The organism is Falsihalocynthiibacter sp. CO-5D18 (assembly GCF_041205445.1).
GTDB lineage: Bacteria > Pseudomonadota > Alphaproteobacteria > Rhodobacterales > Rhodobacteraceae > Falsihalocynthiibacter > Falsihalocynthiibacter arcticus.
This window is the reverse complement of the sequence record NZ_JBGFCF010000014.1, coordinates 45,611-67,576: the sequence shown is the minus strand read 5'-3', so window position 1 is coordinate 67,576 and position 21,966 is coordinate 45,611. Positions and strand designations below refer to the sequence as shown.

Sequence of the window (21,966 nt, the reverse complement as noted above, 5' to 3'; positions counted from 1 at the left end):
CCCCACACCTTGCGGGACGGGAGGCGTTTAACCAACGGAACCACAACTTGCAAGCTATTCCGTCAACGAATACTCGACAATTTCGCTGCGCAGAAAGAACTTGAAATTGTTGTCTGCGATCATGGTCAGGCGGGTATTTCCCAAAGCGTCGCGCCAAACGGACAAGCCTTCGAGGTTTCCGTGTTGCCCGAACGTGCTTTCCAAAATGACGTCTTCTTGTCCAAAATCATTCCCAACTATATCAAATCGACGGACACGGGATTGGAAACCCGCGAGCACGCTGAAGTTCCTTTCCAGCAAATAGAATTTTCCATCAGGCCCAAATTCAGCGTCCACAGGCAGGTATTTCCCACGCCTTTCTATGGTGTCGAATAATTTCCATTCGCCGTTGAAATAGCGAAAGACCGAATGCGGGTTTGTGTGTTTGGAAACCCCTTCTGCGAGGGTGAACAGCGCGCCGTTAGGGGCAACAGCCAGTGCCTCAAGCGCGCCGTTTTTTGGCAATTTCATAAAGCTTGGGGGCACGGGAATGTCGACGGCTTTACTCAACGTATTGCGATAGGACAACACGCGGGCTGGGCCCTCAAACGAAACAAAAATTTGCCCGTCTTTTCGCACGGACAACCCTTCGGAGTCATTTTCGGGCTTGAGAACGGGAAGCCCCTCCGTACTCAATAGGGGGGTGGATCGCTCGAGGACGACCTTTCGTATGACGTTGTTTTCGCGCAATAAATGACCAGAGAAGAAAGTACCGTGGTCCGTAATTGTCAAGAATTTGTCGCCAGATGTATCCAGCGAAAGTCCCGAAAAACCACCATTCTCAGGGCTGGTTTGCGGTACCAGAATAGAGCCGACATAGCGGGCTTTTGACGTGATACCGGTTGCTAAACCTTGAGAAAACAGGCCGACTAAGGCCAAAACCGCTATTGCGACGATAAAACTTGAGCGCATTGGCTGGGAAGGTCCGATAAAATGAGTTCACGACGTTTTTTAGGGGGCGGTGCGTTTGGATCGCGGGGCTCTGGCGCGGGAGGATTTAAAATGTTCGCAACCCATTTTTCGGCTTCCGCACAACCGTCCCCCTTTGGAGGAGGTGCTTGATCGACGCAGTTTTTCTCGCCTTTGGGGCAGGCAAGTCGTACGTGGAAATGATAGTGATGGCCGCCCAAGGGGCGAATTTTTCGCAACCAGTTGCGGTTGCCTTTTTCATCCTTACACATTTGCACTTTAGCTCCGGGAAACAAGAAAATCCGTGCAACCCTTTTGTCTTTTGCGGCTGCTTTTAGGATGTTGTGATGCGCTTGTGTCCAGCTCGAATTCACATAAGCACCTTTGTTTTTGCGCATCGAAGCCGGCGAAAGACTTTCGCGATCCTTGCGCGAGAGAGTCAAGTTTGCAGCGGGCAGCATCCATATATCCGCATCCAAACCAAGTTGATGGCTGACGTGCCCCGACGTCATTGGCCCCCCGCGCGGCTGGGACATATCGCCAACATAAAGGCCATTCCAGCCCGGTTGTTTTGCTGCAGTTTTTGACAGGTTCTCGACAAATTCAATCATATCCGCATGCGCCCAGTTGCGGTTCCGCGACAGGCGGATCGCTTGCCACGTTGGGCCAGTTTCGGGCAATTGCTGCGCGCCCGCAATGCATCCCTTGGAATATTCGCCAAAGGACATGGACTGATGATTTGTACCCGTTTTCTTGGCCCCAAAGAGGGCGCGCGCTTCGGGTTCGGCCGCCATACTCGGCGCAGAAGCGAGGGCGAGGATAACAGTCAATATGCCGCGCAATTTCATGCGGTTTGATCTCCTTGGGGTTTCACCCAGACTAACAGGACGAGGCCGATAATGAATAGCGCAATTAAGGGCGTTATCCCTATCCGCGCGTTTCCGCTTATGTCCGACGTCAATGCCACCAAAGCGGGCGCAAGGAAAGAGGTGGCTTTGCCCGACAGCGCATAAAGGCCGAAAGCTTCGGTGGCATGCAACGGGTTTGCATGGCGGACCATCATTGTCCGCGAACTCGCTTGCAACACGCCGCCCATGCCGCCAATGAGGCCGCCGCAAATGAAGAAAATAATGTCAGGTGCGCTGGAACCCTGCAAAAATTGGATGCCGAAAAGGCTCTCGCGCGTCATCGAAACCACAACAATACAAACGCCAATCAGGACGAGGATCGCGACTTTTAAAATGGGTTTTGGCCCCGTCCTTTGATCGATATGCCCGCCGAAATACGCGAAAATTGCCGCCGTGATGGCCCCCACAATTCCGAATATCCCGATCTGAATGATTGACCAATCCAGCACCGCTTTCGCATAGAGCGCCCCAAAGCCATAAAGCCCGTTCAGCGCGTCGCGATAAAACAGACTGCTGGTGAGAAAGGCAAAAAGGCTACTGCGTTGGGGCAAGGATTTAATGGTTTTCCATAGGGACCCAAGAGCGGTTTTTACGCCGCCCTCTGTTGCATTTTCGCGGGGTGTTTCACGTACCCAAAGGAAAAACGGGATCATCCCGATGATAAACCAAAGGGCGGTAAAAGGGCCGACAAACCGAGTGCCTTCACGCGCTCCGCTCTCAAGTCCGAACAGAGGTGAAATGCCCAAAAGAGTCACCCCCGCCGCATTCTCGGCAAAGAACAAAAGCATGATAAAAAGCGATATTACCCCGCCCCAATACCCAAGCGCAAACCCCGATCCAGAGATACGTCCGATGTCCTCGGGGGGCGCGAGGGTCGGCAGGATTGAATTGGTGAAAATCGTGGTGAACTCCGCCCCGATAAGGCCAATACCAAAAAACATCAGGACAATCGCGATGTTGAAATTGCCAGGATCGGCGAACCATAAGCCTCCAGCCCCCAAAACATACAGCACCGAAAACGTTTTAATCCAGAGCGTTCGCCGCCCCGAACTATCGGCAAACGCGCCCAAAACGGGGGCAGAAAAAGCGATAATAAGGCCAGTGATCGAAAGCCCGTATCCCCAATAGGCCTGCGCTTGGGCTTTTGCGGCATCGGGCGTCATGCCCGAAGTCATCAGCGAGTTAGCGACGATTTCCGCAAAATAAGGTCCGAAAATAAAGGTCAAAAGCAACGTATGATAAGGTTGGCTAGCCCAATCAAACATCATCCATCCCCAGATGCGTTTCTTCGCGGAAACCTCTGTCATGCCTATTCCTCTACGTCTTTTTCAAACAACTGAATAGAGAAGTGGCTCTTTGCGCAAGGTTTTAGAGGGCGTCCTGCATTGGTGGCCACGGGCGTTGACCTTCGGCACCCACCCAAGCGGCGACCCATTCTGGCATCGCGGGAGCAGCCGTTTCCACACCCATCGCCGTCATAACGCGATCTGTCGCAACAATCCCGTTGCGATCCGTTATCGCCATTCTGAACAGCGCATGGCTCGTACATTCGCCCTTATACCACATCGATTGCTCCAGAAAGATGAACCGCGCATCCCACGTTACAAGGCGACTGTGCATTTCGAGGCGGTCAAATGCGCGCACGCGGCGTCGGTACCGAACGCTCGATCCGGCAACCGTTAGGCCCCATTTCTGCGCCTTCAGCGTTTTCATAACGCCAGTACGTGTGGCCAATGGAATACGCCCAAGGTCATAAATCGAAAGGGTGCGACCATTGTTAAGCTCGAACCAAAAATCCAGATCCCAAGGCCAGCAGATGTGGTGCGAGACATGCGTTTCCCCAAGTTCGAGCGCGGGGGCATTTCGGAACTTAACGACTTCTTTGCCCATTCGGAAAAACGGATACATTGGGAACTCCTTTTTGCATTGGCTTGGCGCGTAACTGACCTATCGTCAATACCTACGTCGCGGCAAATCCACCTAAACTCTTGTCAGCGCGCGCTACGACCTTTACTTGAGGGAAACAAAGCAAAAAGGTTCGGTTCATGTCTTCACTCTATCAAATTCTAAATCTGCTCATCAGTGTCGCGTGGTACATCATGATTGCGCACATCATCATGAGTTGGCTGATTAACTTTCAGGTTCTGAATTTGCGCCAACCGCTTGTCGCGCAACTTTGGTTTGGGTTGAACAAATTACTTGAGCCGATTTACAGTCGAATTCGCCGTTTTCTGCCCGAAATGGGGGGGCTTGATCTCGCGCCGCTGGTTACCTTTCTCGCGCTGATCATCGTCCGCATTCTTCTTCAAAATAACGCAGCGCTTTTCTTCTAGGATCGCTTGCCCTTGCGCACAGCCTGTGGGATTGTGGTGACAACCAAAAAAGCAGCACCACAGGCCATGACCACCGCGCAATCGCTCCTCTCTTCTGTCTTCGGGTTTGATGAATTTCGACCCGGCCAAGAGGAGATCGTTGATGCCGTTACCAACGGCAAAAACACTCTCGCGATCATGCCAACTGGGGGCGGAAAATCGCTGTGTTTCCAACTTCCCGCATTGGTGCGTAGCGGTGTAACGGTTGTTATTTCCCCGCTGATCGCCCTTATGCGCGATCAAGTGCGTGCTCTCAAAGAGGCGGGGGTCGAAGCCGGAGCCTTAACCTCTGGAAACACCGAAGAAGAAACCGCACTGGTGTTTGAAGCACTGGATGCAGGCCGCTTAAAGCTGTTATATCTGGCGCCCGAACGGCTTGCGAATGGCGGCACGATGAACATGTTGCGCCGCATCGGCGTCAGTCTCATTGCCGTGGACGAGGCCCATTGCGTCTCAGCTTGGGGCCATGATTTCCGTCCCGACTACCTCAAAATCGGCGAGTTGCGGGAGCTTCTTGGCGTACCCCTCGCGGCGTTCACGGCAACTGCCGATCAAGAAACCCGCGATGAAATTGTCGAGCGCCTCTTTAATAATGTGCAGCCAGAAACCTTCCTGCACGGGTTTGACAGGCCCAATATCCACCTGAAATTTGAAGCAAAAGATGGCCCGCGCGGGCAAATTCTGGCCTTCGCCGCCGCACGCAAAGGCCAGCCGGGGATCGTTTATTGCGCCAGTCGTGCGAAAACCGAGGCCCTCGCCAGCGCCTTGCGCGATGCTGGCCACCACGCATTACATTACCATGGTGGAATGCAGGCCGATGATCGCCGCATTGTGGAAAGCCGGTTTCAGCGGGAAGATGGCTTGATCGTCACCGCGACCGTGGCCTTTGGTATGGGCATCGATAAACCCGATATTCGATGGGTCGCCCACGCAGATTTGCCCAAATCCATCGAAACGTATTATCAGGAAATCGGCCGTGCGGGTCGTGACGGGGCCCCAGCGGAAACCCTGACGTTGTTCGGTTCCGAAGATGTTCGCCTGCGCAGGACCCAAATCGACGAAGGGCTCGCTCCACCTGATCGGCGGATGGCGGATCATGCGCGTCTCAATGCGTTACTCGGATTGGCCGAAGCGCTGCGGTGTCGCCGTCAAAACCTGCTGTCCTATTTTGACGAGGAAAGCCAGCCTTGCGGAAATTGCGACCTATGTGAAACGCCCGCGGATATTTTTGACGGCACCATCGCGGTGCGAAAAGCCCTCTCCGCGATTTTGCGCACGAATGAATATTTTGGCGCGGGCCACCTCATCGACATCCTCATCGGGAATGTGTCGCCAAAAGTCCGCGAACGCGGCCACGACGCTTTGCCAACTTTTGGCGTTGGAAAAGAGTTCAATAAGCGCGAGTGGCAAGCGATTTTCCGGCAAATGATGGGGCATGATTTGGTGCGCCCCGACGCCGAGCGATACGGCGCCCTCCGGATGACCCAAGCGGCGCGCCCCCTCTTGCGCGACGAAACAACGATTGAGTTGCGGCGCGATCTGATCAAAAAGGCATCCGAAACGCGGACGCCTGCGATCAAACGCATGGTTTCCGATGAGGATGAACCGCTCCTCAGCGCGCTAAAAGCCAAACGCCGCGCCCTCGCCGAAACGGCGCGCGTACCCGCCTATGTTGTTTTTAACGACAAAACGCTTATCGAAATGGCGGAAACGCGCCCGAAAAATCTCGACGATATGGCGCGTATTGGCGGCGTCGGTGCGAAAAAGCTCGAAACCTACGGCGCTGTTTTTCTGGAGGTCATCGTTGGGGCGGCATCCGAAAATATGCACCCCTTGCGCCGAAAAATAGCGGGCAGGGCCTCGGGGGATGTTTTTGACAAGCTTGCCGAAACACAGGTTCGACTGGCGCGCGGCGAGTCTGGATTGGATAAATACCTAAGTTGCAGCACGTCCACGCTGCGCCATATAGCTGAGCGAAAACCGGCGTCGTTGGATAATTTAGAACGTGTGTCCGGTATGGGGGCGGTAAAAGCTGAGCGCTTTGGCCCCGCGTTTCTTGAAGTTTTGAAAGAAGATTGAAAAATGCTAACCGTAATCTCCCCCGCAAAACGTTTAAATTTTGATCCCATTGACAGCCCCGTGTCCTTTCCGAAGTTTCAGGAGGACGCTACCTCGCTCGCGGCCACCGCGAGTCGCCTTTCCGTCAAAAAGCTTCAAGAACTAATGTCTATTAGTTCAGATCTCGCCAAACTCAACGCGCAAAGGTTTCGCGATTTTGAACCGGAATCAACATTGGAAAACGCTAAACAAGCGGCCTACGCCTTTGCGGGTGACACCTATTTGGGTCTCGAAGCTTCGAGCCTAGATGCCGACGAGATGGATTTCGCACGTGGGCATTTGCGGATATTGTCGGGCCTGTACGGCGTGCTGGCACCTCACGATCTCATTCAACCCTATCGTTTGGAAATGGGCAGCCGATTAAAAACGCGCCAGGGAAAAACGCTGTATGCATATTGGGGGAGCCGAATTGCTAGGGCCCTCAATGATACCGCCCAAGCCAGTGGCAGCGATATCCTCGTAAATTGCGCGTCCAAGGAGTATTTCACGGCCGTTGATCAATCGGTGCTCAACTTGAAAATCGTGACACCCCAGTTTTTGGAAGATCGTCCTGGCGGGCCGAAAATAATTAGTTTTAGCGCCAAGAAAGCACGCGGGGCGATGGCGAGATTTGTTATTCAAAACCGTATTGAAGATCCCCAAGGCCTTCGCGATTTTGAAAGTGGCGGGTTTCTGTTTGCTCCTGAGCGCTCGACCCCTGAGCAACCCGTGTTTATTAAGCCAATGGCGTAGCTTCCAACGCCTCGGTTGGTAGTCGAATTGGCAAAGCACCATGAGGGAGGTGTTTCTCTATTTTTTCGAAAATAATGGCTTTTCGAAGGGGTTTGGTGGAATATTCATCCAAGCCAGCTTTCAAAATTTCGTCCTTATCCTCGGGCATAGCATGGGCCGTGAGCGCGATGATGGGCGTGTGCTTTAATCCATCTTGAGTTTCGATTTTCCGAATCGATCGTGTGGCTTCCTTGCCGTCAACTTCTGGCATGGAAATGTCCATAAAAATAACGTCGGGTCGAAAACTCTGGAACAATTCAATGGCCTCACGGCCGTTGTTCGCAAACTTGAGGTCGATATCGAGATTTTTAACCATCTTTCGAAAAACCAATTGATTGGTTTTATTGTCCTCTGCAGTAAGCACGCGCATTCTGCGAGGCGACCCGTCAATGACCTCATCTTCGGGGGGGGTAGGATTGGGCGCAACAATGTTTGTCTGAGCGGCTGTCGAGGAATCGGTTGGCAGGGCCGGAATGAGTTGCGCCGGATCGGATAGAATGGTGGAAATACGTCGCAGAGCGCTATGGAGGTCGCACTTGCGAATGGGGTATTGCAGGCATTGAGCCGTTTTCGCGTTAGCGGGAAGCACCGTTTTTCCAGAAGCAACCAAAAGGATCGGTTTGTTCGCCCCTGCCTCAGTGATTTTTTCAATAATTTCATGCGCCCCTAATCCATGAAAACTCACACCGACGACAAAAAAATCAGCAGCGTTTTCCGCCAGAGCCAGTGAGAGCGAGGGAGGTGCGATGGTTTCAATCCCCATAGGATTCAACTGTGTGGCAATGATATGGGCAAGTTCCGATTGGTCTTCGAACACATAGGCGCTCGATAGATTCTCGAAGTGTTCAGCGCTAATATGGGCGGGCCCCGTAGTCGTCTGTAGTTGAAGTCTGAAGCTGAAACATGACCCAACGCGATATTGCGACGTCACCCAGATTTTGCCGCCCATTAACTCAACCAGTTGTTTAGAAATTGCGAGGCCCAGTCCGGTGCCCTCAAACTTCCTGTTCCGGTCATCCTCAACCTGGTTGAATTCCCCAAAAATATAGTCGACCATATCTTCGGGAATGCCAATGCCCGTATCCGTAATCGAGACTTGGATATTAGCCACGTTTCGTTGCTCGGAAGGCAACTCTAAAACTTGCACAAGGACGTGGCCTTTGGGGGTGAACTTGACGGCGTTTCCTATTAAATTGGTTAATATCTGGCGAATACGTCCTGGGTCCCCCAAATAGTTCGAAGGCAAGTGCGGAGCATAATCGATAATGAGGTCGATACCCTTGTCATGGGCCGATGGTTGCAAAAGCATGAGTATTTCATGGAGATTCTTCTCTAGATCAAATGGTTCTGGCTGAAGGATTAGTTTTTCCGCTTCGATCTTGGAGTAGTCAAGAATGTCATTAATAATGACAAGGAGCGCTTCGCCCGAGTGTTTGATGGTATCAATATACAGCTTTTGCTCGTCGTTCAGCGGGGTGTCCGAAAGGATGTCGGCCATGCCTACGACACCGTTCATGGGCGTGCGGATTTCGTGGCTCATATTGGCCAAAAAGGCAGATTTTGCGCGATTGGCGGCCTCGGCCTTGGTGCGTTCTTCTTTCAACTCCGCTTCATACCGAATTGTTTCGGTAATATTGATCGCCAAAGACACGGTATCGCCGGCGTCCGCCCGCCGATCAATGAGCTTGATAAACTGGTTGTTCCACATTTTTAGGGTACGAGGTTCAATCTCGGGGGATTGCCATCGGTCAAGCATAGACTCCCGCCACTCGGCGCGCGTCTCGCCCTCGGTATCAACAATGCCTTCATCGCTAAAAAACTCAAGGATTTGGGAATAGTTGATCCCCGTTCGCACATCTTCAAGTTCGTCGAAAATGGCCAAATACGCGCGATTAGCAGAAATTAGATTATTGTCTTTGTCAAAAACGGCAAACCCGTCCGGAATTGTTTCAATGGAATCCCAAAGACGTCGTTCCGCAATTTGAACTTTGGTTTCCGCATTCCGAAGGTCAGATAATACTTGGTGCTTTTCGTTTTTTAGCGTTGCAGCAGCGCTTCGAACATCCTTCACTTCTTTGCGTTTTTCGACAATTTGATTGGATAGCGCTCGGGCATGATCCCCCAGCCGCGAATTCGCGTTGAACAACTCCGATTGTTTTTGCTCTAGCAATCGCTCCGCCGCAAGACGTGCGCGCCGTTCTTGAGCTAGCTTGTTGGCGATGTTCATTCCAAAATTATGCCCCGAAGAATGCTTAAGAAAGCGAGTTTGGGCGATTCTGGTAAAAAGATTCTTAAGGACATCTAAATTGGCCTGATAAAAGGCAGTTGGTGGATTTTTAACAAAATTTGTGCAAGGCTTCGAACGATTCATTTTGAGGGTTTCCCATGCGCATTATTTTTGCCGTTTTCGCTTTTCTCTTGCTCCTGCCAATAAGCGTCGCCGCGCAGGATGGTATGCCGGACCGGCGGTTCTCGATTTCCCGTGATTTGGATTTTTACGGCGCTGATTTACAGTCCATTTTTGATACAACTTTCGAGGTTTGTCAGCGTACCTGTTTGGCCGATACTCAGTGCAAAGCCTTTACCTTCAATAAGCGCTCTAATGCCTGTTTCACCAAGAAAAGTGTCGAAGATACAGTCGCTTATGAAGGGGCGCTTTCGGGCCGTGTCTGGGATAATGACCCTCGATTGGTTGCTTCTGCTGAACAGCGATTGTCTGAAATTTCCTTTGTCGGCCAACCGCTACGGGATGGGGCTTATACCTTGGCGGCAAACCTTGGTCAGTATCACTATAGTGGCGAATGGGGTGCCGAAGACCTGTTGAATTCCGCCAGTGATCGTGAGGCCAATGGCGATCTGATGAATGCGCTGCACTTTGTTGGCGGCGCACTGTCCCTAACGGATACGTCGGATTTATGGGTTGAATATGCGCGTCTTGCACTGGCCGTGAAGTTTGAGAACAGCGCCACGCAAAACACCTATCGCCAACGCGCGATGTGGGCCGCGATAAACGGATATATTCGCGCAGTTAACAATCCGCAAAAATCCAACGCGCTTTTCCAACTCGCGCTCGCGTATGAAGCAAACAACCGTGGTCGCCAGATGATTCCCGCCCTCAACAAAGTCGCAGAAATCGCGCCGCGGGCCGATGCGGATGCCCTCCTAGAAAGCGCCATTGCCAAATACGGATTCCGCATTACGGGCAACGAAATCGAGAGCGATTTGGCCGCTCCGCGCATCTGTGCAACCTTCTCCGAAAATCTGGTTGCCGCTGGGGTTGATTATACATCCTACATGCAGTTTCCAAGTGCCTCGCTTGCCGTAGAAGTCGAGAATGATCGCCTCTGTATTTCGGGTCTATCCCACGGCGAACGCGCCAAATTCACCTTCCGCCAAGGGCTACCTGCTGCCAGTGGCGAGACCCTCGCAAAAGACGTCGAAATCACTGGATATGTCCGCGATAGAACCCCCAGCGTCAGCTTCCCAAGTCGCGCTTATGTCCTTCCCAAAACCCCCAATGCCGCCCTGCCGATTGAATCGGTTAATGCGAGCGAGATCGACCTAACCCTGCGCCGCGTTTCGGACCGCAATCTGTTGCGCGCCATTCAGGACAACTACTTCGGTCGCCCCATGTCCACATGGACCGAGCAAACCTTCGCCAGTGAAATTGCCGAAGATATCTGGACGGGCACGGCGACCCTCACGCAAGACCTTAACCAAGACGTCACCACGCGCCTGCCGCTTGATGAAGCACTTGCGGGGCAGCCTGCGGGAATCTATGCGCTCAAAGCCAGCATTCCGGGCACCGACCCCTATGATAATCCGCCCGCAACCCAGTGGTTTGTGCTCTCTGATCTTGGGGTCGCTACGGCGAGTGGCATTGATGGGTTGCACGTGTTTGTGCGCAGCCTTGCGAGTGCCGACGTAAAGTCCGGCGTGACGGTCACCTTGCTTTCTGAGGCGAACTCCGTGCTGGCCGAGGGGCTAACCGATGCAAAGGGTTATGTTCATTTTGATGCGGGGCTCACTTTGGGCACTGGCGGCCGCGCGCCCGCGCTTGTGACGGTCACGGATGGCGAAACCGATATCGCCTTTCTCTCGCTCAAGGATGCCGAATTTGATCTCTCGGATCGCGGTGTTGAGGGGCGGCCTCCCGCGCCTCCGATTGACGTTTTCATGACCACGGATCGCGGTGCGTATCGTGCGGGCGAGACAGTAAATGTGACCGCTCTTTTGCGTGACCAAGCCTCCCAAGCGCTGCAAAATGTGCCTGTAACTGCCATTTTGCGCCGCCCCGATGGGGTTGAATATACGCGGCAAGTTTCCACCTCCTCCGAGATGGGCGGTCACGTACTTTCGCTGCCAATTGCCGCCACGGCGCCGCGTGGAAAATGGACGCTTGCCCTATATGCCGACCCTGAGGTCGCGGCTCTCGCAACCCAAACCTTCCTTGTTGAAGATTTTCTCCCCGAACGTATTGATTTCACATGGGACTTTGCCGACACCCCTCTGCGCCCGGGACAGGATATGTCCGTGGCTTTTGATGTGAAATACCTCTTTGGTGCCCCCGCCGAGGGGATGGGGGTATCTGGTTCGGTGTCCTTGCGCGCATCTGAAGGCCTAAGCGCCTATCCTGGGTATCAATTCGGCCGCTACGACGAGAGTTTCTATGCCGAGCGCACGTATTTTGACGGCGGCGATACCGACGCCCAAGGGCTGGCAAACGCTGTGCTCACACTCCCCGAAAGCGACGGTGCAAACCGCCCTCTGAGCGCTGATTTCACCTTTTCGGTCACCGAAGGGTCGGGTCGTCCTGTTGAGCGCCGCGAAACCCGCGATCTTGATCTTGTGGGATCGGTCATCGGGATCAAACCCCAGTTTGACGACGTGGTCGCCGAGGGCACAGCTGCCGAGTTCCTAATTCTAGCCTTGGACAAGACCCAAACCCCCGTTTCGATGGACTTGGTCTATGCGGTCAATCGCGTGGAAACCACCTATCAATGGTACCAACAATACGGCAATTGGGACTATGAACCGATCACCCGCCGCACCCGCGTTGATAGCGGTTCCCTCACCTTTACCGGCGACCCAATCACCGTAAGCACCCCCGTTGAGTGGGGCCATTATGAACTGGTCGTGGAGCGCGCAGGCGGTGAAGCCCTCTCAAGTTCGCTGGACTTCTACGCCGGTTGGTATGTCGCCGCCGATGTGACCACCACGCCCGACGTGCTCGACGTTTCCTTGGACAAAGCGAGCTACGTTCCGGGCGAAACCGCGACCCTGCGTTTTGTGCCGCGCTATGCTGGCAAGGCCTTGATTACGGTAATGTCAAACCACCTGATTGATATGCAAGTGATCGACGTGGTTGAGGGCGAAAACACCATCTCCCTCCCCGTCACCGAGGCTTGGGGCGGCGGCGCATATGTGACAGCCACGGTCATCCGGCCCATGGATGCGGCGACCAAACATAATCCCGCCCGCGCGCTGGGTCTGTCCTATGCGCCCGTCGATCCGGGGGCGCGTGTTTTGACCGCAACTTTCCTAACACCAGAGGAGGTCGCCCCGCGCGGCCCGCTCGATGTTTCGCTCAAAGTCGACGGAATAGAGCCACATGAAGACACTTACGTCACCATCGCCGCCGTCGATGTTGGCATTCTCAATCTCACAGGATTTGAGGCCCCCGATGTGTCTGGTCACTACTTTGGCCAGCGCCGCCTCGGCGTCGGTCTGCGCGATATTTACGGCCGTCTTCTGGATGGCATGAACGGCGCGATGGGCGAAGTACGCTCGGGTGGCGACGCGGCCCAAAGCGGAAGTTTTGACGCACCGCCCCCCACCGAAGAACTGGTCGCGTATTTCTCGGGTCCGCTCAAAGTTGCCGCCGATGGCACGGTCCAAACCACCTTCGACCTACCCTCCTTCAACGGCACCGTCCGCTTGATGGCCGTGGTCTGGTCGGACACCGCCGTGGGCGAAGCACAGGCCGATATCCTCGTGCGCGATCCCATCGTTGTCACGGCTTCTGTACCGCGCTTTATGGCCCCCAACGACACCTCGCGCCTACTGCTCGAAATCGTGCATGCAAAAGGCCCCGCTGGTCACATGGACATCGCGGTTTCCTCCGCGGGTCTTGATCTCGACATCACCGCTTTGGCCACAGGGTTCGAGTTGGCCGAGAAAGGCACCGCGCGCCTGACGGTTCCCATTCGTGCCACGCATACGGGCCTTCAGGAAATCGCAATTACCCTGATCACGCCCGACGGAAAAATCTTGGAAAAGACCCTAACGCTCCCCGTGCAAAACAACGATCCCGCCGTGATGCGCACCAGTCGCTTTGACCTCGCGAACGACAAAAGCCTGCTCTTTAACAACGACGTTTTCGCGGGCCTCCTTCCGGGAACGGGCGAAGCCACTTTGGCAATAGGCACCCTCGCACAGTTTGATGCCCCCGGCCTTCTGTCCGCGCTGGATCGATACCCCTATGGCTGCACCGAGCAAGTCACCTCCCGCGCGATGCCGTTGCTCTATCTAAGTTCCGTTGCCGAGGCGATGGACCTCGATACCCCCGAGGGCCTCAACCTGCGGATCGATCAGGCCATAATCGAGGTTTTGGCCAATCAATCTTCCAGCGGAGCCTTCGGTCTGTGGCGTCCGGAATCCGGCTCTCTTTGGCTTGATGCCTATGTGACCGATTTCCTGTCGCGTGCACGCGTCACGGGGCATGACGTGCCCGATCTCGCTCTGCGCTCTGCCTTGGACAACCTGCGCAACCAAGTGAACTACAACGCCGATTTTGACTCTGGTGGCGAGGGTCTTGCCTACGCGCTCCTCGTTCTTGCCCGCGAAGGGGCGGCGGCGATGGGCGATTTGCGTTACTATGCCGATGTAAAAGGCGACGCTTTCGCAACGCCCCTTGCCCAAGCCCAAATAGGCGCGGCACTGGCGAGTTATGGCGATCAAACCCGCGCGGATCGGATGTTTAAGAAAGCCGCCGTTTCCCTCTCGCAGATGGAATCTGACCGTGATCGTCAATACTGGCGCGCTGATTTCGGCACGAACCTGCGCGATACTGCCGCGGTTATCACCCTTGCTGTGGAATCTGGTTCCACCGCGCTGGATATCGACGCCCTCACGCAATTGGTCACTCAAAACGGCGAAACCACGCGCTCTACCCAAGAAAATATGTGGACGCTCATGGCCGCGAATGCCCTGCTTGAGGATCCCTCCGTCGCAGGCTTCACGGTGGATGGCGTCCCCGCAACTGGGCCACTTGTGCGCGTGCTTGACGCCCAAACCAATGCGGGACAATCGCTCGATATTCGCAACCAATCGGGAAAATCCCAGCAAGTCACCGTCACCACCTATGGCGTCCCCGAAGTGCCCGAACCCGCGCGCGGCAACGGCATGAGCATCACCCGCAGCTATTTCACCATGGATGGCGATGCTGTAACTTTGGACAGCGTTAGTGCCGGAACCCGACTGGTCACCGTCCTTGAAATTGCCCCCTTCCGCAATCTCGAGGCCCGCCTGATGGTCGCCGATCCCCTCCCTGCAGGCTTTGAAATCGACAACCCATCCTTGCTGCAAGCGGGCGATATCAAATCCCTCGAATGGCTCGATTTGGATATCTACGTCGAAAACGCCGAATACCGTCAGGATCGCTTCCTCGCGGCCGTAAATCATCGGTCCGACAAAGCGTTCAATCTGGCCTATATCGTACGTGCGGTTTCTCCCGGCGACTATCATCACCCCGCCGCCAGTGTTGAAGATATGTACCGGCCTCAATTCCGCGCCCATACCGATTCTGGCCGCGTTTCTGTCGTGGAATGATACTCAGACACATCACATGGCGGGGGCTCGTTTTCCTCGCCGTGTTCCTCCTCATGCTGGCAACTTTGCGCGACCGGTTCGACCAATGGGTGCGCGACACAGAGCTGCCCCCGATCGTTCAGGAAACCTCGGTCGAAGTGCGGGATCGCAGCGGCGCACTGCTTCGGGCCTATACCACTTCGGGCGGGTATTGGCGCCTTGCGACAACCTTGGATCACGTCGATCCGCGCTATGTCGATATGTTGATTGCCTTCGAAGATAAACGCTTTTTCACCCACAATGGGGTCGATTTGCGCGCCATGAGTCGTGCCGCCAGCCAAGCGATTTGGAACGGTCACATCATCTCTGGCGCGTCCACTCTTACCATGCAAGTCGCGCGTCTGCTTGAGGGCGGAAGCACGGGGAGTTGGCAAGGGAAAATCCGCCAAATCCGACTGGCCTTGGCGCTCGAACGCACCCTCACCAAAGACGAAATCCTCACGCTCTATCTCAACCGTGCGCCGTTTGGCGGCAATATCGAAGGGGTGCGCGCCGCGTCTCGCGCCTATTTCGCTAAGTCCGCCCGACGCCTGACCGCCGCCGAGGCCGCGCTGCTCGTGGCGCTCCCCCAATCGCCAGAAGGGCGTCGTCCTGACCTGAATTCCGAAAATGCACATCTTGCCCGTGACCGTATTTTAGACCGCCTCGCGTTGGCAAATGTACTGCCCCCCGACGAGATTGTTGCCGCAAAAACAGAGCCTATTCCTAGGAATAGACACGAATTTCCCCGTCTCGCGCCGCATCTCTCTGACCGCGCAATCGGTCAAGCTCCGCTGCGCAGCGAGCACTATCTTACGGTTGATGCGCGGCTTCAGGAATCCCTTGAGGCCCTCGCCATTACCGCCCTCAGAAACCAAAACGAGTCGATGCAGGTCGCAATTCTTCTCGCCGATCACACAACGGGCGAAATCCTCGCAAGTGTCGGATCGGCGGGGTACAAAAACACGCGTCGCCGTGGGTTTGTCGATATGACCAACGCCGTGCGCTCCCCCGGTTCAACCCTTAAGCCGCTCATCTATGGCCTCGCGTTTGACCAAGGGCTCGCGCATCCCGAGACCCTGATCCAAGACCGCCCCACTGCTTTTGGCTCCTACGTGCCGCAAAATTTCGACGGTCAGTTTCGCGGCCTTTTACCGGTGCGAAAAGCGCTCCAACTCTCGCTCAATATCCCCGTGGTTTCCCTCACCCAAGCGCTTGGCCCCGCACGCCTCGTTGCGGCTCTAAAACAGGCCGGCGTGACCCCCATCATTCCCGGTGGCAAGGCGGGCCTTGCGGTCGCCTTGGGCGGGGTTGGGGTCACATTGACCGATCTTGTCACCCTCTATGGCGGCCTCGCCGAAGGCGGTCTAACGCGTCCCCTCTATTGGCGCCAAGAGGAAGAACCTACCCGCACAGGACGCCGTTTTCTGGCCCCGATTCCCGCGTGGTACGTCAACGATATCCTCGCAGGAGTCGCCCCGCCCAAAAACGCTCCCAAAGGCCGCATCGCCTATAAAACCGGAACCAGCTATGGCCACCGCGACGCTTGGGCGATTGGCTTTGACGGCAAATACGTGACGGGCGTTTGGATGGGCCGCGCCGATGGGACGTCCTTACCCGGCATTTTTGGCGGCGAACTCGCAGCGCCGATTTTGTTCGAAGCCTTCGCCCGCCTTAATCAACCAACCTATCCCCTTGCCCCGCCACCCGCCGCCGCCCTCACGGTGGCAAACGCCGACCTCCCTCAGCCCCTAAAAGAATTCCGCCCCCGCGACGCCGCCTTTAGCGCACCAATGGGCGGACCCGAACTGGCCTTCCCCCCCGATGGGGCAATCCTCGAAAAAATGGATGTGTTCGTCGCCAAAGTCCGCGACGGAGAAGCGCCATTCACATGGCTTTTGAACGGAGCGTTGGTGGAATCTGGCACGCGCTCTCGCGAGGTCTCGCTGCCCTATCCGGGGCGCGGATTTGTCTCGCTTTCGGTGATCGATGCGCAGGGCCGTTCCGCGCGCACCGATGTGTTTGTGAACTGAATTCAGGCGAGTTAGAGCCTTTCGATGGCCAGCGCGATCCCCTGACCGCCGCCAATGCACATGGTTATCAAGGCGCGTTTTCCGGCCGTGCGTTCCAATTCATACAGCGCCTTCACTGTCAAAATCGCCCCCGTCGCGCCCACGGGATGTCCAAGCGCAATCGCCCCGCCGTTTGGGTTAATCACGGCGGGATCCATCCCCAATTCCTTCGCTACGGCCAAGGCCTGAGAGGCAAACGCTTCGTTGCTTTCAATCACATCAAAGTCGCTCATTTTGAGGCCCGTTCTCGCCAATAGGTCACGAACCGCTGGCACAGGCCCGATCCCCATAACCTCGGGTCGCACCCCCGCGATCCCATAGCCCAAGACCCGCGCACGCGGCGTTAGACCCGCTTTTTCCGCCGCCGACGCCGTGGCATAAACCAAGGCCGCCGCCCCGTCGTTGATCCCCGATGCATTGCCCGCTGTAACGGTCCCGTCCTTTTGAAACGCTGGGCGCAACCCCGCCAAGGCCTCAAGCGTCGTTGCACGCGGATGCTCGTCGGTATCAAACTGAACCGTCTCGCGCTTCACCTTGATTTCAACCGGTACGATTTGGCTCGTGAAATATCCGTTCTCAATTGCTGCAATTGCCTTCTCTTGGCTCGCAAGCGCAAAGGCGTCTTGCTGCGCCCGCGTGATTTCATGTTCCTGTGCCACGTTCTCGGCGGTAACACCCATGTGCCCAGAGCCGAACGGACAGTTCAGGGTGCCCAGCATCATGTCCTGTGCCACGGCATCGCCCATTTTCGCGCCCCAACGCGCCGCAGGGAGGATATACGGCGAACGGCTCATATTCTCCGCCCCTCCGGCCAGCCCAAAGTCACAATCTCCCAGCATTAGAGACTGAATCACCGAAATTTGTGCCTGAACTCCTGACCCGCAAAGTCGGTTCACATTCATCGCGGGAACCCCGTCTGGCACACCTGCCTGCCGCGCGCAAACGCGTGAGAGATACATGTCTTGTGGTTCAGTATTGATCACGGTTCCAAAAACCGCTGTGCCAATTTGCGCCGGTTCAACACCCGCGCGCAACATGGCTTCTTTGGCGACGATTGTACCCAATTCCGTCGGAGCAACGCCGACCAAACTCTTGCCAAAACTGCCAACGGCCGTCCGCGCGCCGCCTAGAATTACGATGTCTGTCATGGCTCTCTCCAATGTCATTTTGGAAAAGCCTAGCATTCTGACGGCGCACGCAAAGAATTACGTCACGTCGGTCTAACGCTTGAAAAAATGCGCCTCTGGCAGGGTTGTTGGAACCTCGTGCCGCGTAATTTCCTCGCGCTCAGTTGACGATAGTTGCCAAACATCCCGCCCCTCAAAAACGGCGGCTGTCAGGTGGTTTCCATAGGCCGCAGAACTGTCCAAATTAACGCGGTTAGGATAGCGCGTTGCATGGGTTAACGCGGTATGCCCGTGCACAATAAGCGCCCCGTGGTCCACATCGCTGTCCAAAAAACCTTCGCGAATCCAAACCAGATCATCCTCATCTTGGGCATTCAAAGGCACTGTCGGGCGAATCCCCGCATGTACAAAATGCACATCGCCGCGTGTAAAGGACGTCGGCCGTTGGCTCAGGAAATTGATGTGGGATTGCGGAACACTGCTGCGCGCCTCGGCATGAACTTCGCCATAGCGCCGCTTCGCGTCAACCTCGACACCATAGGACGCCAGCGTTTCCGTGCCGCCAATCCGCGCATTCAGCCAGTCGAGACCGATAAATAAATGCGGGTCGTTTTTGGACACTTCTTCCAAATACCACAGGAACATCCGGTCGTGATTTCCCATCAGGACGACCCAGTTTTCACCAGCATCAATCCCGTCGAGAAGATATTGCACCACTGCTTTGCACGCGGGCCCTCGGTCCACCAAATCACCCAAATGCACAATCGGCGCTTCAGTATCCTGCACACGCTTTTTGTCCTGTGCGATACGGTCGTGCGCATCATGCAGCATGTCGAGTTGTCCGTGGATATCACCGATTGCATACGTGCGCATATTGTGTTCCTTCAAGATTATTTTGCGATAAAACCACAAAAGACCCGCCAGCAAAACCGGCGGATCTTCTGTGAAATTCTCAGTACCCGTGGGCCTAGGTAGCGTCGAATTCCAAAGGCTTCACGGATTGGAACAAGCCCGTATCCGTGAGTTTTTTCAGGACGGTGTCTGATACTTTTCCGTCCACATACAACAGTGCAATCGCGTCGCCGCCTTGATCTGCACGACCCAAAGTGAAGTTGGCGATATTGACGCCGTTTTCACCCATGATGCCGCCCAATGTCCCGATAATGCCCGGAACATCTTTGTTGGTGGTATAGAGCATATGCGCGCCGACTTCGGCGTCGATGTTGATGCCTTTGATCTGGATGAAACGTGGCTTGCCGTCGTTGAAAACAGTTCCCGCAATCGAGCGTTCCCGTTTCGCCGTGGCGATCGTTACCTTGATATAAGCATCAAACGCACCCGATTTTTCCTGCGTGGTTTTGCTGATTTTAATGCCACGGTCCTTGGCGATAACTGGCGCTGAAACCATGTTAACGTCGGGGTTTGTCGACTGCATGATGCCAGCAATCGCTGCACATTCGAGGGCGGCCAAGTTCATTTCGGCAACCGTGCCATCATAGGTGATGTTGATGGCCTTGATGGGTTCGTCGGTCAATTGGCCGATGAACGCGCCAAGGTGCTCGGCAAGTTTGATCCAAGGGCCCATGATTTTGGCTTCTTCGGCAGTGACCGATGGCATGTTGAGTGCATTTGTGACGGCTCCAGTGAGGAGGTAGTCGGACATTTGCTCGGCAACTTGCACCGCGACATTTTCTTGGGCTTCAGTGGTGGATGCGCCAAGGTGCGGCGTGCAAACCACGTTGGGAAGGTTGAACAATGGGCTGTCCGTCGCAGGCTCAACTTCGAAAACATCAAAGGCAGCGCCAGCGACATGGCCGGATTTTAGGGCTTCGGCAAGGTCCGTTTCGATCACCAGACCGCCGCGCGCACAGTTGATAATGCGCACACCTTTTTTCATTTTCGCAATTGTCTCGGCGTTGATCATGCCGCGTGTCGCGTCGGTTGCAGGCACGTGCAGCGTGATGAAATCGGAACGTTCAAGCAACTCGTCGAGTTCTACTTTTGTAACGCCAAGTTTCGCTGCGCGTTCTTCCGAAAGGAAGGGATCATAGGCGATCACTTTCATTTTCAGACCAACGGCCCGGTCACAAACGATGCCACCAATGTTGCCCGCGCCGATCACGCCGAGGGTTTTATGCGTAAGCTCAACACCCATGAATTTGGATTTTTCCCATTTGCCCGCATGTGTGCTGGCGCTCGCTTCTGGGATTTGACGGGCCACCGCAAACATCATCGCAATCGCATGCTCGGCCGTTGTGATCATGTTGCCAAACGGCGTGTTCATGACGATCACACCTTTTTTAGACGCCGCCGGGATATCAACATTGTCCACCCCGATGCCAGCGCGCGCGATGACTTTGAGGTTGTCGGCAGCAGCGAGGATTTTTTCGGTGACTTTGGTCGCCGAGCGAATGGCCAAGCCGTCATAGTCTTTGATTTTCGCGAGTAACGCGTCCTTGTCTTTGCCAAGGTTGGGTTCGAAATCTACGTCGATTCCACGGTCGCGGAAAATTTGAACAGCAGCGTCGCTGAGTTTGTCGGAAACGAGAACTTTAGGTGCCATGGTGGCCTCCTCAGAAGTTTAAAAAGTTTAAAAAAGGGGGGGCCTGAAGGTTTAAAAACTTTAAAGTTTCAACCTTCAGACAGATTATTGTGCGGCGATCTCGGCGTTGAACGCCCAGTCGAGCCACGGCATCAAGGCCGCCACATCGGAGGCTTCAATCGTGCCACCACACCAGATCCGAAGACCCGCTGGTGCATCGCGATACGCACCGATATCCAGCGCAACGCCTTCGTTTTCGAGGCGCTTTGCAACGGCCTTGGCAAACACTGCACCGTCCTTGATCCGCGCATCCGTGAACTTCACGCAAACCGAAGTTGTGGAGCGAATAGCAGGGTCCGCAGCGAGAAATTCGATCCAGTCATGTGTCTCGACAAACTTGGAAATCTCAGCAGTATTTGCGTCCGCACGAGCGATCAAACCCTTAAGGCCACCTTGTTTTTTGGACCATTCAAGCGCCACAAGATAGTCTTCAACACAGAGCATCGAAGGCGTGTTAATTGTTTCGCCGCTAAAGATGCCGTCGATCAATTTGCCACCTTTGGTAAGGCGGAAAATCTTGGGCAGGGGCCAAGAAGGTGTATAGTTTTCAAGGCGTTCCACGGCACGTGGGCTTAGGATCAACATCCCGTGCGCCGCTTCGCCGCCCAGCACTTTTTGCCAGCTAAAGGTTGTAACGTCGAGTTTGTCCCATGGCAGGTCCATCGCGAATGCCGCCGATGTGGCGTCGCAAATGGTCAGGCCTTCGCGGTTCGCGGGGATCGCGTCGCCGTTGGGCATCCGCACACCAGACGTCGTTCCGTTCCATGTGAAAACAACGTCCTTGTTGTAATCAACGGCGGTCATATCGACGATTTCGCCATAGTCCGCGGTGCGCACATTGGCTTCGATTTTCAGCTGCTTTACAACATCCGTGACCCAACCTGCGCCGAAGGATTCCCATGCAACCATCTCTGCGGGACGTTCGCCCAAAAGCGACCACATCGCCATTTCCATCGCGCCAGTATCAGAGGCGGGAACAATGCCAATTTTATAATCTGTAGGGATTCCAAGGATTTCGCGGGTGTTTTCGATCGCGGCCTTGAGTTTTGCTTTGCCGACAGCTGCACGATGCGAGCGGCCCAAAGACGCGTCAGCGAGATCGTTTAATGTCCAGGAAGCAGGTTTGGCACATGGGCCAGAAGAAAAACGCGGATTGGCCGGGCGCGTTGCCGGAGTCGTGGTAGCCATTGATGGTATCCT

14 protein-coding genes are annotated in these 21,966 nt (G+C 55.1%); 5 read left to right on the top strand and 9 right to left on the bottom strand.

Annotation, left to right across the window (positions count from 1 at the left end; translation table 11 throughout):
- Nucleotides 1-54 precede the first annotated feature (54 nt).
- The 4 genes from AB9F27_RS17015 to AB9F27_RS17000 form a co-directional block, all read right to left on the bottom strand.
- Nucleotides 55-951, bottom strand: a complete 897-nt coding sequence (locus tag AB9F27_RS17015) for an esterase-like activity of phytase family protein (RefSeq protein ID WP_335584600.1) — start codon at nt 949-951, stop codon at nt 55-57.
- Entirely contained in the window at nt 924-1,796 is an 873-nt protein-coding gene (gene mepA, locus AB9F27_RS17010) for a penicillin-insensitive murein endopeptidase (protein WP_335584601.1), read from the bottom strand. The genes AB9F27_RS17015 and mepA overlap by 28 nt, the downstream gene beginning before the upstream one ends.
- On the bottom strand, nt 1,793-3,163 hold the full coding sequence (locus AB9F27_RS17005) for an MFS transporter (RefSeq protein ID WP_335584602.1): 1,371 nt from the start codon (nt 3,161-3,163) through the stop codon (nt 1,793-1,795). The genes mepA and AB9F27_RS17005 overlap by 4 nt, the downstream gene beginning before the upstream one ends.
- Nucleotides 3,164-3,224: 61 nt before the next feature.
- Nucleotides 3,225-3,764 (bottom strand): thioesterase family protein, encoded by a 540-nt coding sequence (locus AB9F27_RS17000; RefSeq protein WP_335584603.1) that lies wholly within the window; start codon nt 3,762-3,764, stop codon nt 3,225-3,227.
- A 137-nt stretch (nt 3,765-3,901) separates the two neighbouring features.
- Here AB9F27_RS17000 and AB9F27_RS16995 point away from each other — a divergent pair, with 137 nt between their 5' ends.
- From AB9F27_RS16995 to yaaA, 3 genes are all read left to right on the top strand, one after another.
- Entirely contained in the window at nt 3,902-4,189 is a 288-nt protein-coding gene (locus AB9F27_RS16995; RefSeq protein ID WP_335584604.1) for a YggT family protein, read from the top strand.
- A gap of 66 nt (nt 4,190-4,255) precedes the next feature.
- A complete protein-coding gene (recQ, locus tag AB9F27_RS16990) occupies nt 4,256-6,307 on the top strand; it encodes a DNA helicase RecQ (protein ID WP_335584645.1) in 2,052 nt (683 codons plus the stop codon).
- A gap of 3 nt (nt 6,308-6,310) precedes the next feature.
- Nucleotides 6,311-7,078 (top strand): peroxide stress protein YaaA, encoded by a 768-nt coding sequence (yaaA, locus tag AB9F27_RS16985; RefSeq protein WP_335584605.1) that lies wholly within the window; start codon nt 6,311-6,313, stop codon nt 7,076-7,078.
- On the opposite strand, the gene AB9F27_RS16980 is transcribed toward yaaA, so the two are convergent.
- Nucleotides 7,062-9,344 carry an ATP-binding protein gene (locus tag AB9F27_RS16980; RefSeq protein WP_335584606.1) on the bottom strand — a complete coding sequence of 761 codons (2,283 nt, stop codon included), beginning with the start codon at nt 9,342-9,344 and terminating at the stop codon, nt 7,062-7,064. The genes yaaA and AB9F27_RS16980 overlap by 17 nt on opposite strands.
- A 158-nt stretch (nt 9,345-9,502) precedes the next feature.
- On the opposite strand from AB9F27_RS16980, the gene AB9F27_RS16975 reads away from it, so the two are divergent.
- Both AB9F27_RS16975 and pbpC read left to right on the top strand, forming a co-directional pair.
- Nucleotides 9,503-14,947 (top strand): alpha-2-macroglobulin family protein, encoded by a 5,445-nt coding sequence (locus AB9F27_RS16975; RefSeq protein ID WP_369757954.1) that lies wholly within the window; start codon nt 9,503-9,505, stop codon nt 14,945-14,947.
- On the top strand, nt 14,944-16,998 hold the full coding sequence (gene pbpC / locus AB9F27_RS16970; protein WP_369757953.1) for a penicillin-binding protein 1C: 2,055 nt from the start codon (nt 14,944-14,946) through the stop codon (nt 16,996-16,998). Before AB9F27_RS16975 ends, pbpC begins: the two co-directional genes overlap by 4 nt.
- A gap of 11 nt (nt 16,999-17,009) precedes the next feature.
- Here the strand turns inward: pbpC and AB9F27_RS16965 are convergent, their stop codons facing one another.
- The 4 genes from AB9F27_RS16965 to AB9F27_RS16950 form a co-directional block, all read right to left on the bottom strand.
- A complete protein-coding gene (locus AB9F27_RS16965) occupies nt 17,010-18,185 on the bottom strand; it encodes an acetyl-CoA C-acyltransferase family protein (protein ID WP_335584608.1) in 1,176 nt (391 codons plus the stop codon).
- A 72-nt stretch (nt 18,186-18,257) separates the two neighbouring features.
- On the bottom strand, nt 18,258-19,037 hold the full coding sequence (locus AB9F27_RS16960; protein WP_335584609.1) for a metallophosphoesterase: 780 nt from the start codon (nt 19,035-19,037) through the stop codon (nt 18,258-18,260).
- Nucleotides 19,038-19,131: 94 nt separating this feature from the next.
- Complete coding sequence (gene serA, locus AB9F27_RS16955) at nt 19,132-20,727, bottom strand: phosphoglycerate dehydrogenase (RefSeq protein WP_335584610.1); 1,596 nt, start codon at nt 20,725-20,727, stop codon at nt 19,132-19,134.
- Nucleotides 20,728-20,811: 84 nt separating this feature from the next.
- Complete coding sequence (locus AB9F27_RS16950; RefSeq protein ID WP_335584611.1) at nt 20,812-21,954, bottom strand: phosphoserine transaminase; 1,143 nt, start codon at nt 21,952-21,954, stop codon at nt 20,812-20,814.
- Nucleotides 21,955-21,966: the final 12 nt, after the last annotated feature.

Excerpts from the sequence above, each read along its gene's own strand:
- yaaA (WP_335584605.1), top strand. The coding sequence starts at position 6,311 with ATGCTAACCGTAATCTCCCCCGCAAAACGTTTAAATTTTGATCCCATT.
- recQ (WP_335584645.1), top strand. The coding sequence starts at position 4,256 with ATGACCACCGCGCAATCGCTCCTCTCTTCTGTCTTCGGGTTTGATGAA.
- AB9F27_RS16950 (WP_335584611.1), bottom strand. The coding sequence starts at position 21,954 with ATGGCTACCACGACTCCGGCAACGCGCCCGGCCAATCCGCGTTTTTCT.
- AB9F27_RS16965 (WP_335584608.1), bottom strand. The coding sequence starts at position 18,185 with ATGACAGACATCGTAATTCTAGGCGGCGCGCGGACGGCCGTTGGCAGT.
- AB9F27_RS17015 (WP_335584600.1), bottom strand. The coding sequence starts at position 951 with ATGCGCTCAAGTTTTATCGTCGCAATAGCGGTTTTGGCCTTAGTCGGC.
- AB9F27_RS16960 (WP_335584609.1), bottom strand. The coding sequence starts at position 19,037 with ATGCGCACGTATGCAATCGGTGATATCCACGGACAACTCGACATGCTG.
- AB9F27_RS16980 (WP_335584606.1), bottom strand. The coding sequence starts at position 9,344 with ATGAACATCGCCAACAAGCTAGCTCAAGAACGGCGCGCACGTCTTGCG.
- AB9F27_RS17005 (WP_335584602.1), bottom strand. The coding sequence starts at position 3,163 with ATGACAGAGGTTTCCGCGAAGAAACGCATCTGGGGATGGATGATGTTT.
- AB9F27_RS16975 (WP_369757954.1), top strand. The coding sequence starts at position 9,503 with ATGCGCATTATTTTTGCCGTTTTCGCTTTTCTCTTGCTCCTGCCAATA.
- AB9F27_RS16995 (WP_335584604.1), top strand. The coding sequence starts at position 3,902 with ATGTCTTCACTCTATCAAATTCTAAATCTGCTCATCAGTGTCGCGTGG.
- pbpC (WP_369757953.1), top strand. The coding sequence starts at position 14,944 with ATGATACTCAGACACATCACATGGCGGGGGCTCGTTTTCCTCGCCGTG.
- AB9F27_RS17000 (WP_335584603.1), bottom strand. The coding sequence starts at position 3,764 with ATGTATCCGTTTTTCCGAATGGGCAAAGAAGTCGTTAAGTTCCGAAAT.
- serA (WP_335584610.1), bottom strand. The coding sequence starts at position 20,727 with ATGGCACCTAAAGTTCTCGTTTCCGACAAACTCAGCGACGCTGCTGTT.
- mepA (WP_335584601.1), bottom strand. The coding sequence starts at position 1,796 with ATGAAATTGCGCGGCATATTGACTGTTATCCTCGCCCTCGCTTCTGCG.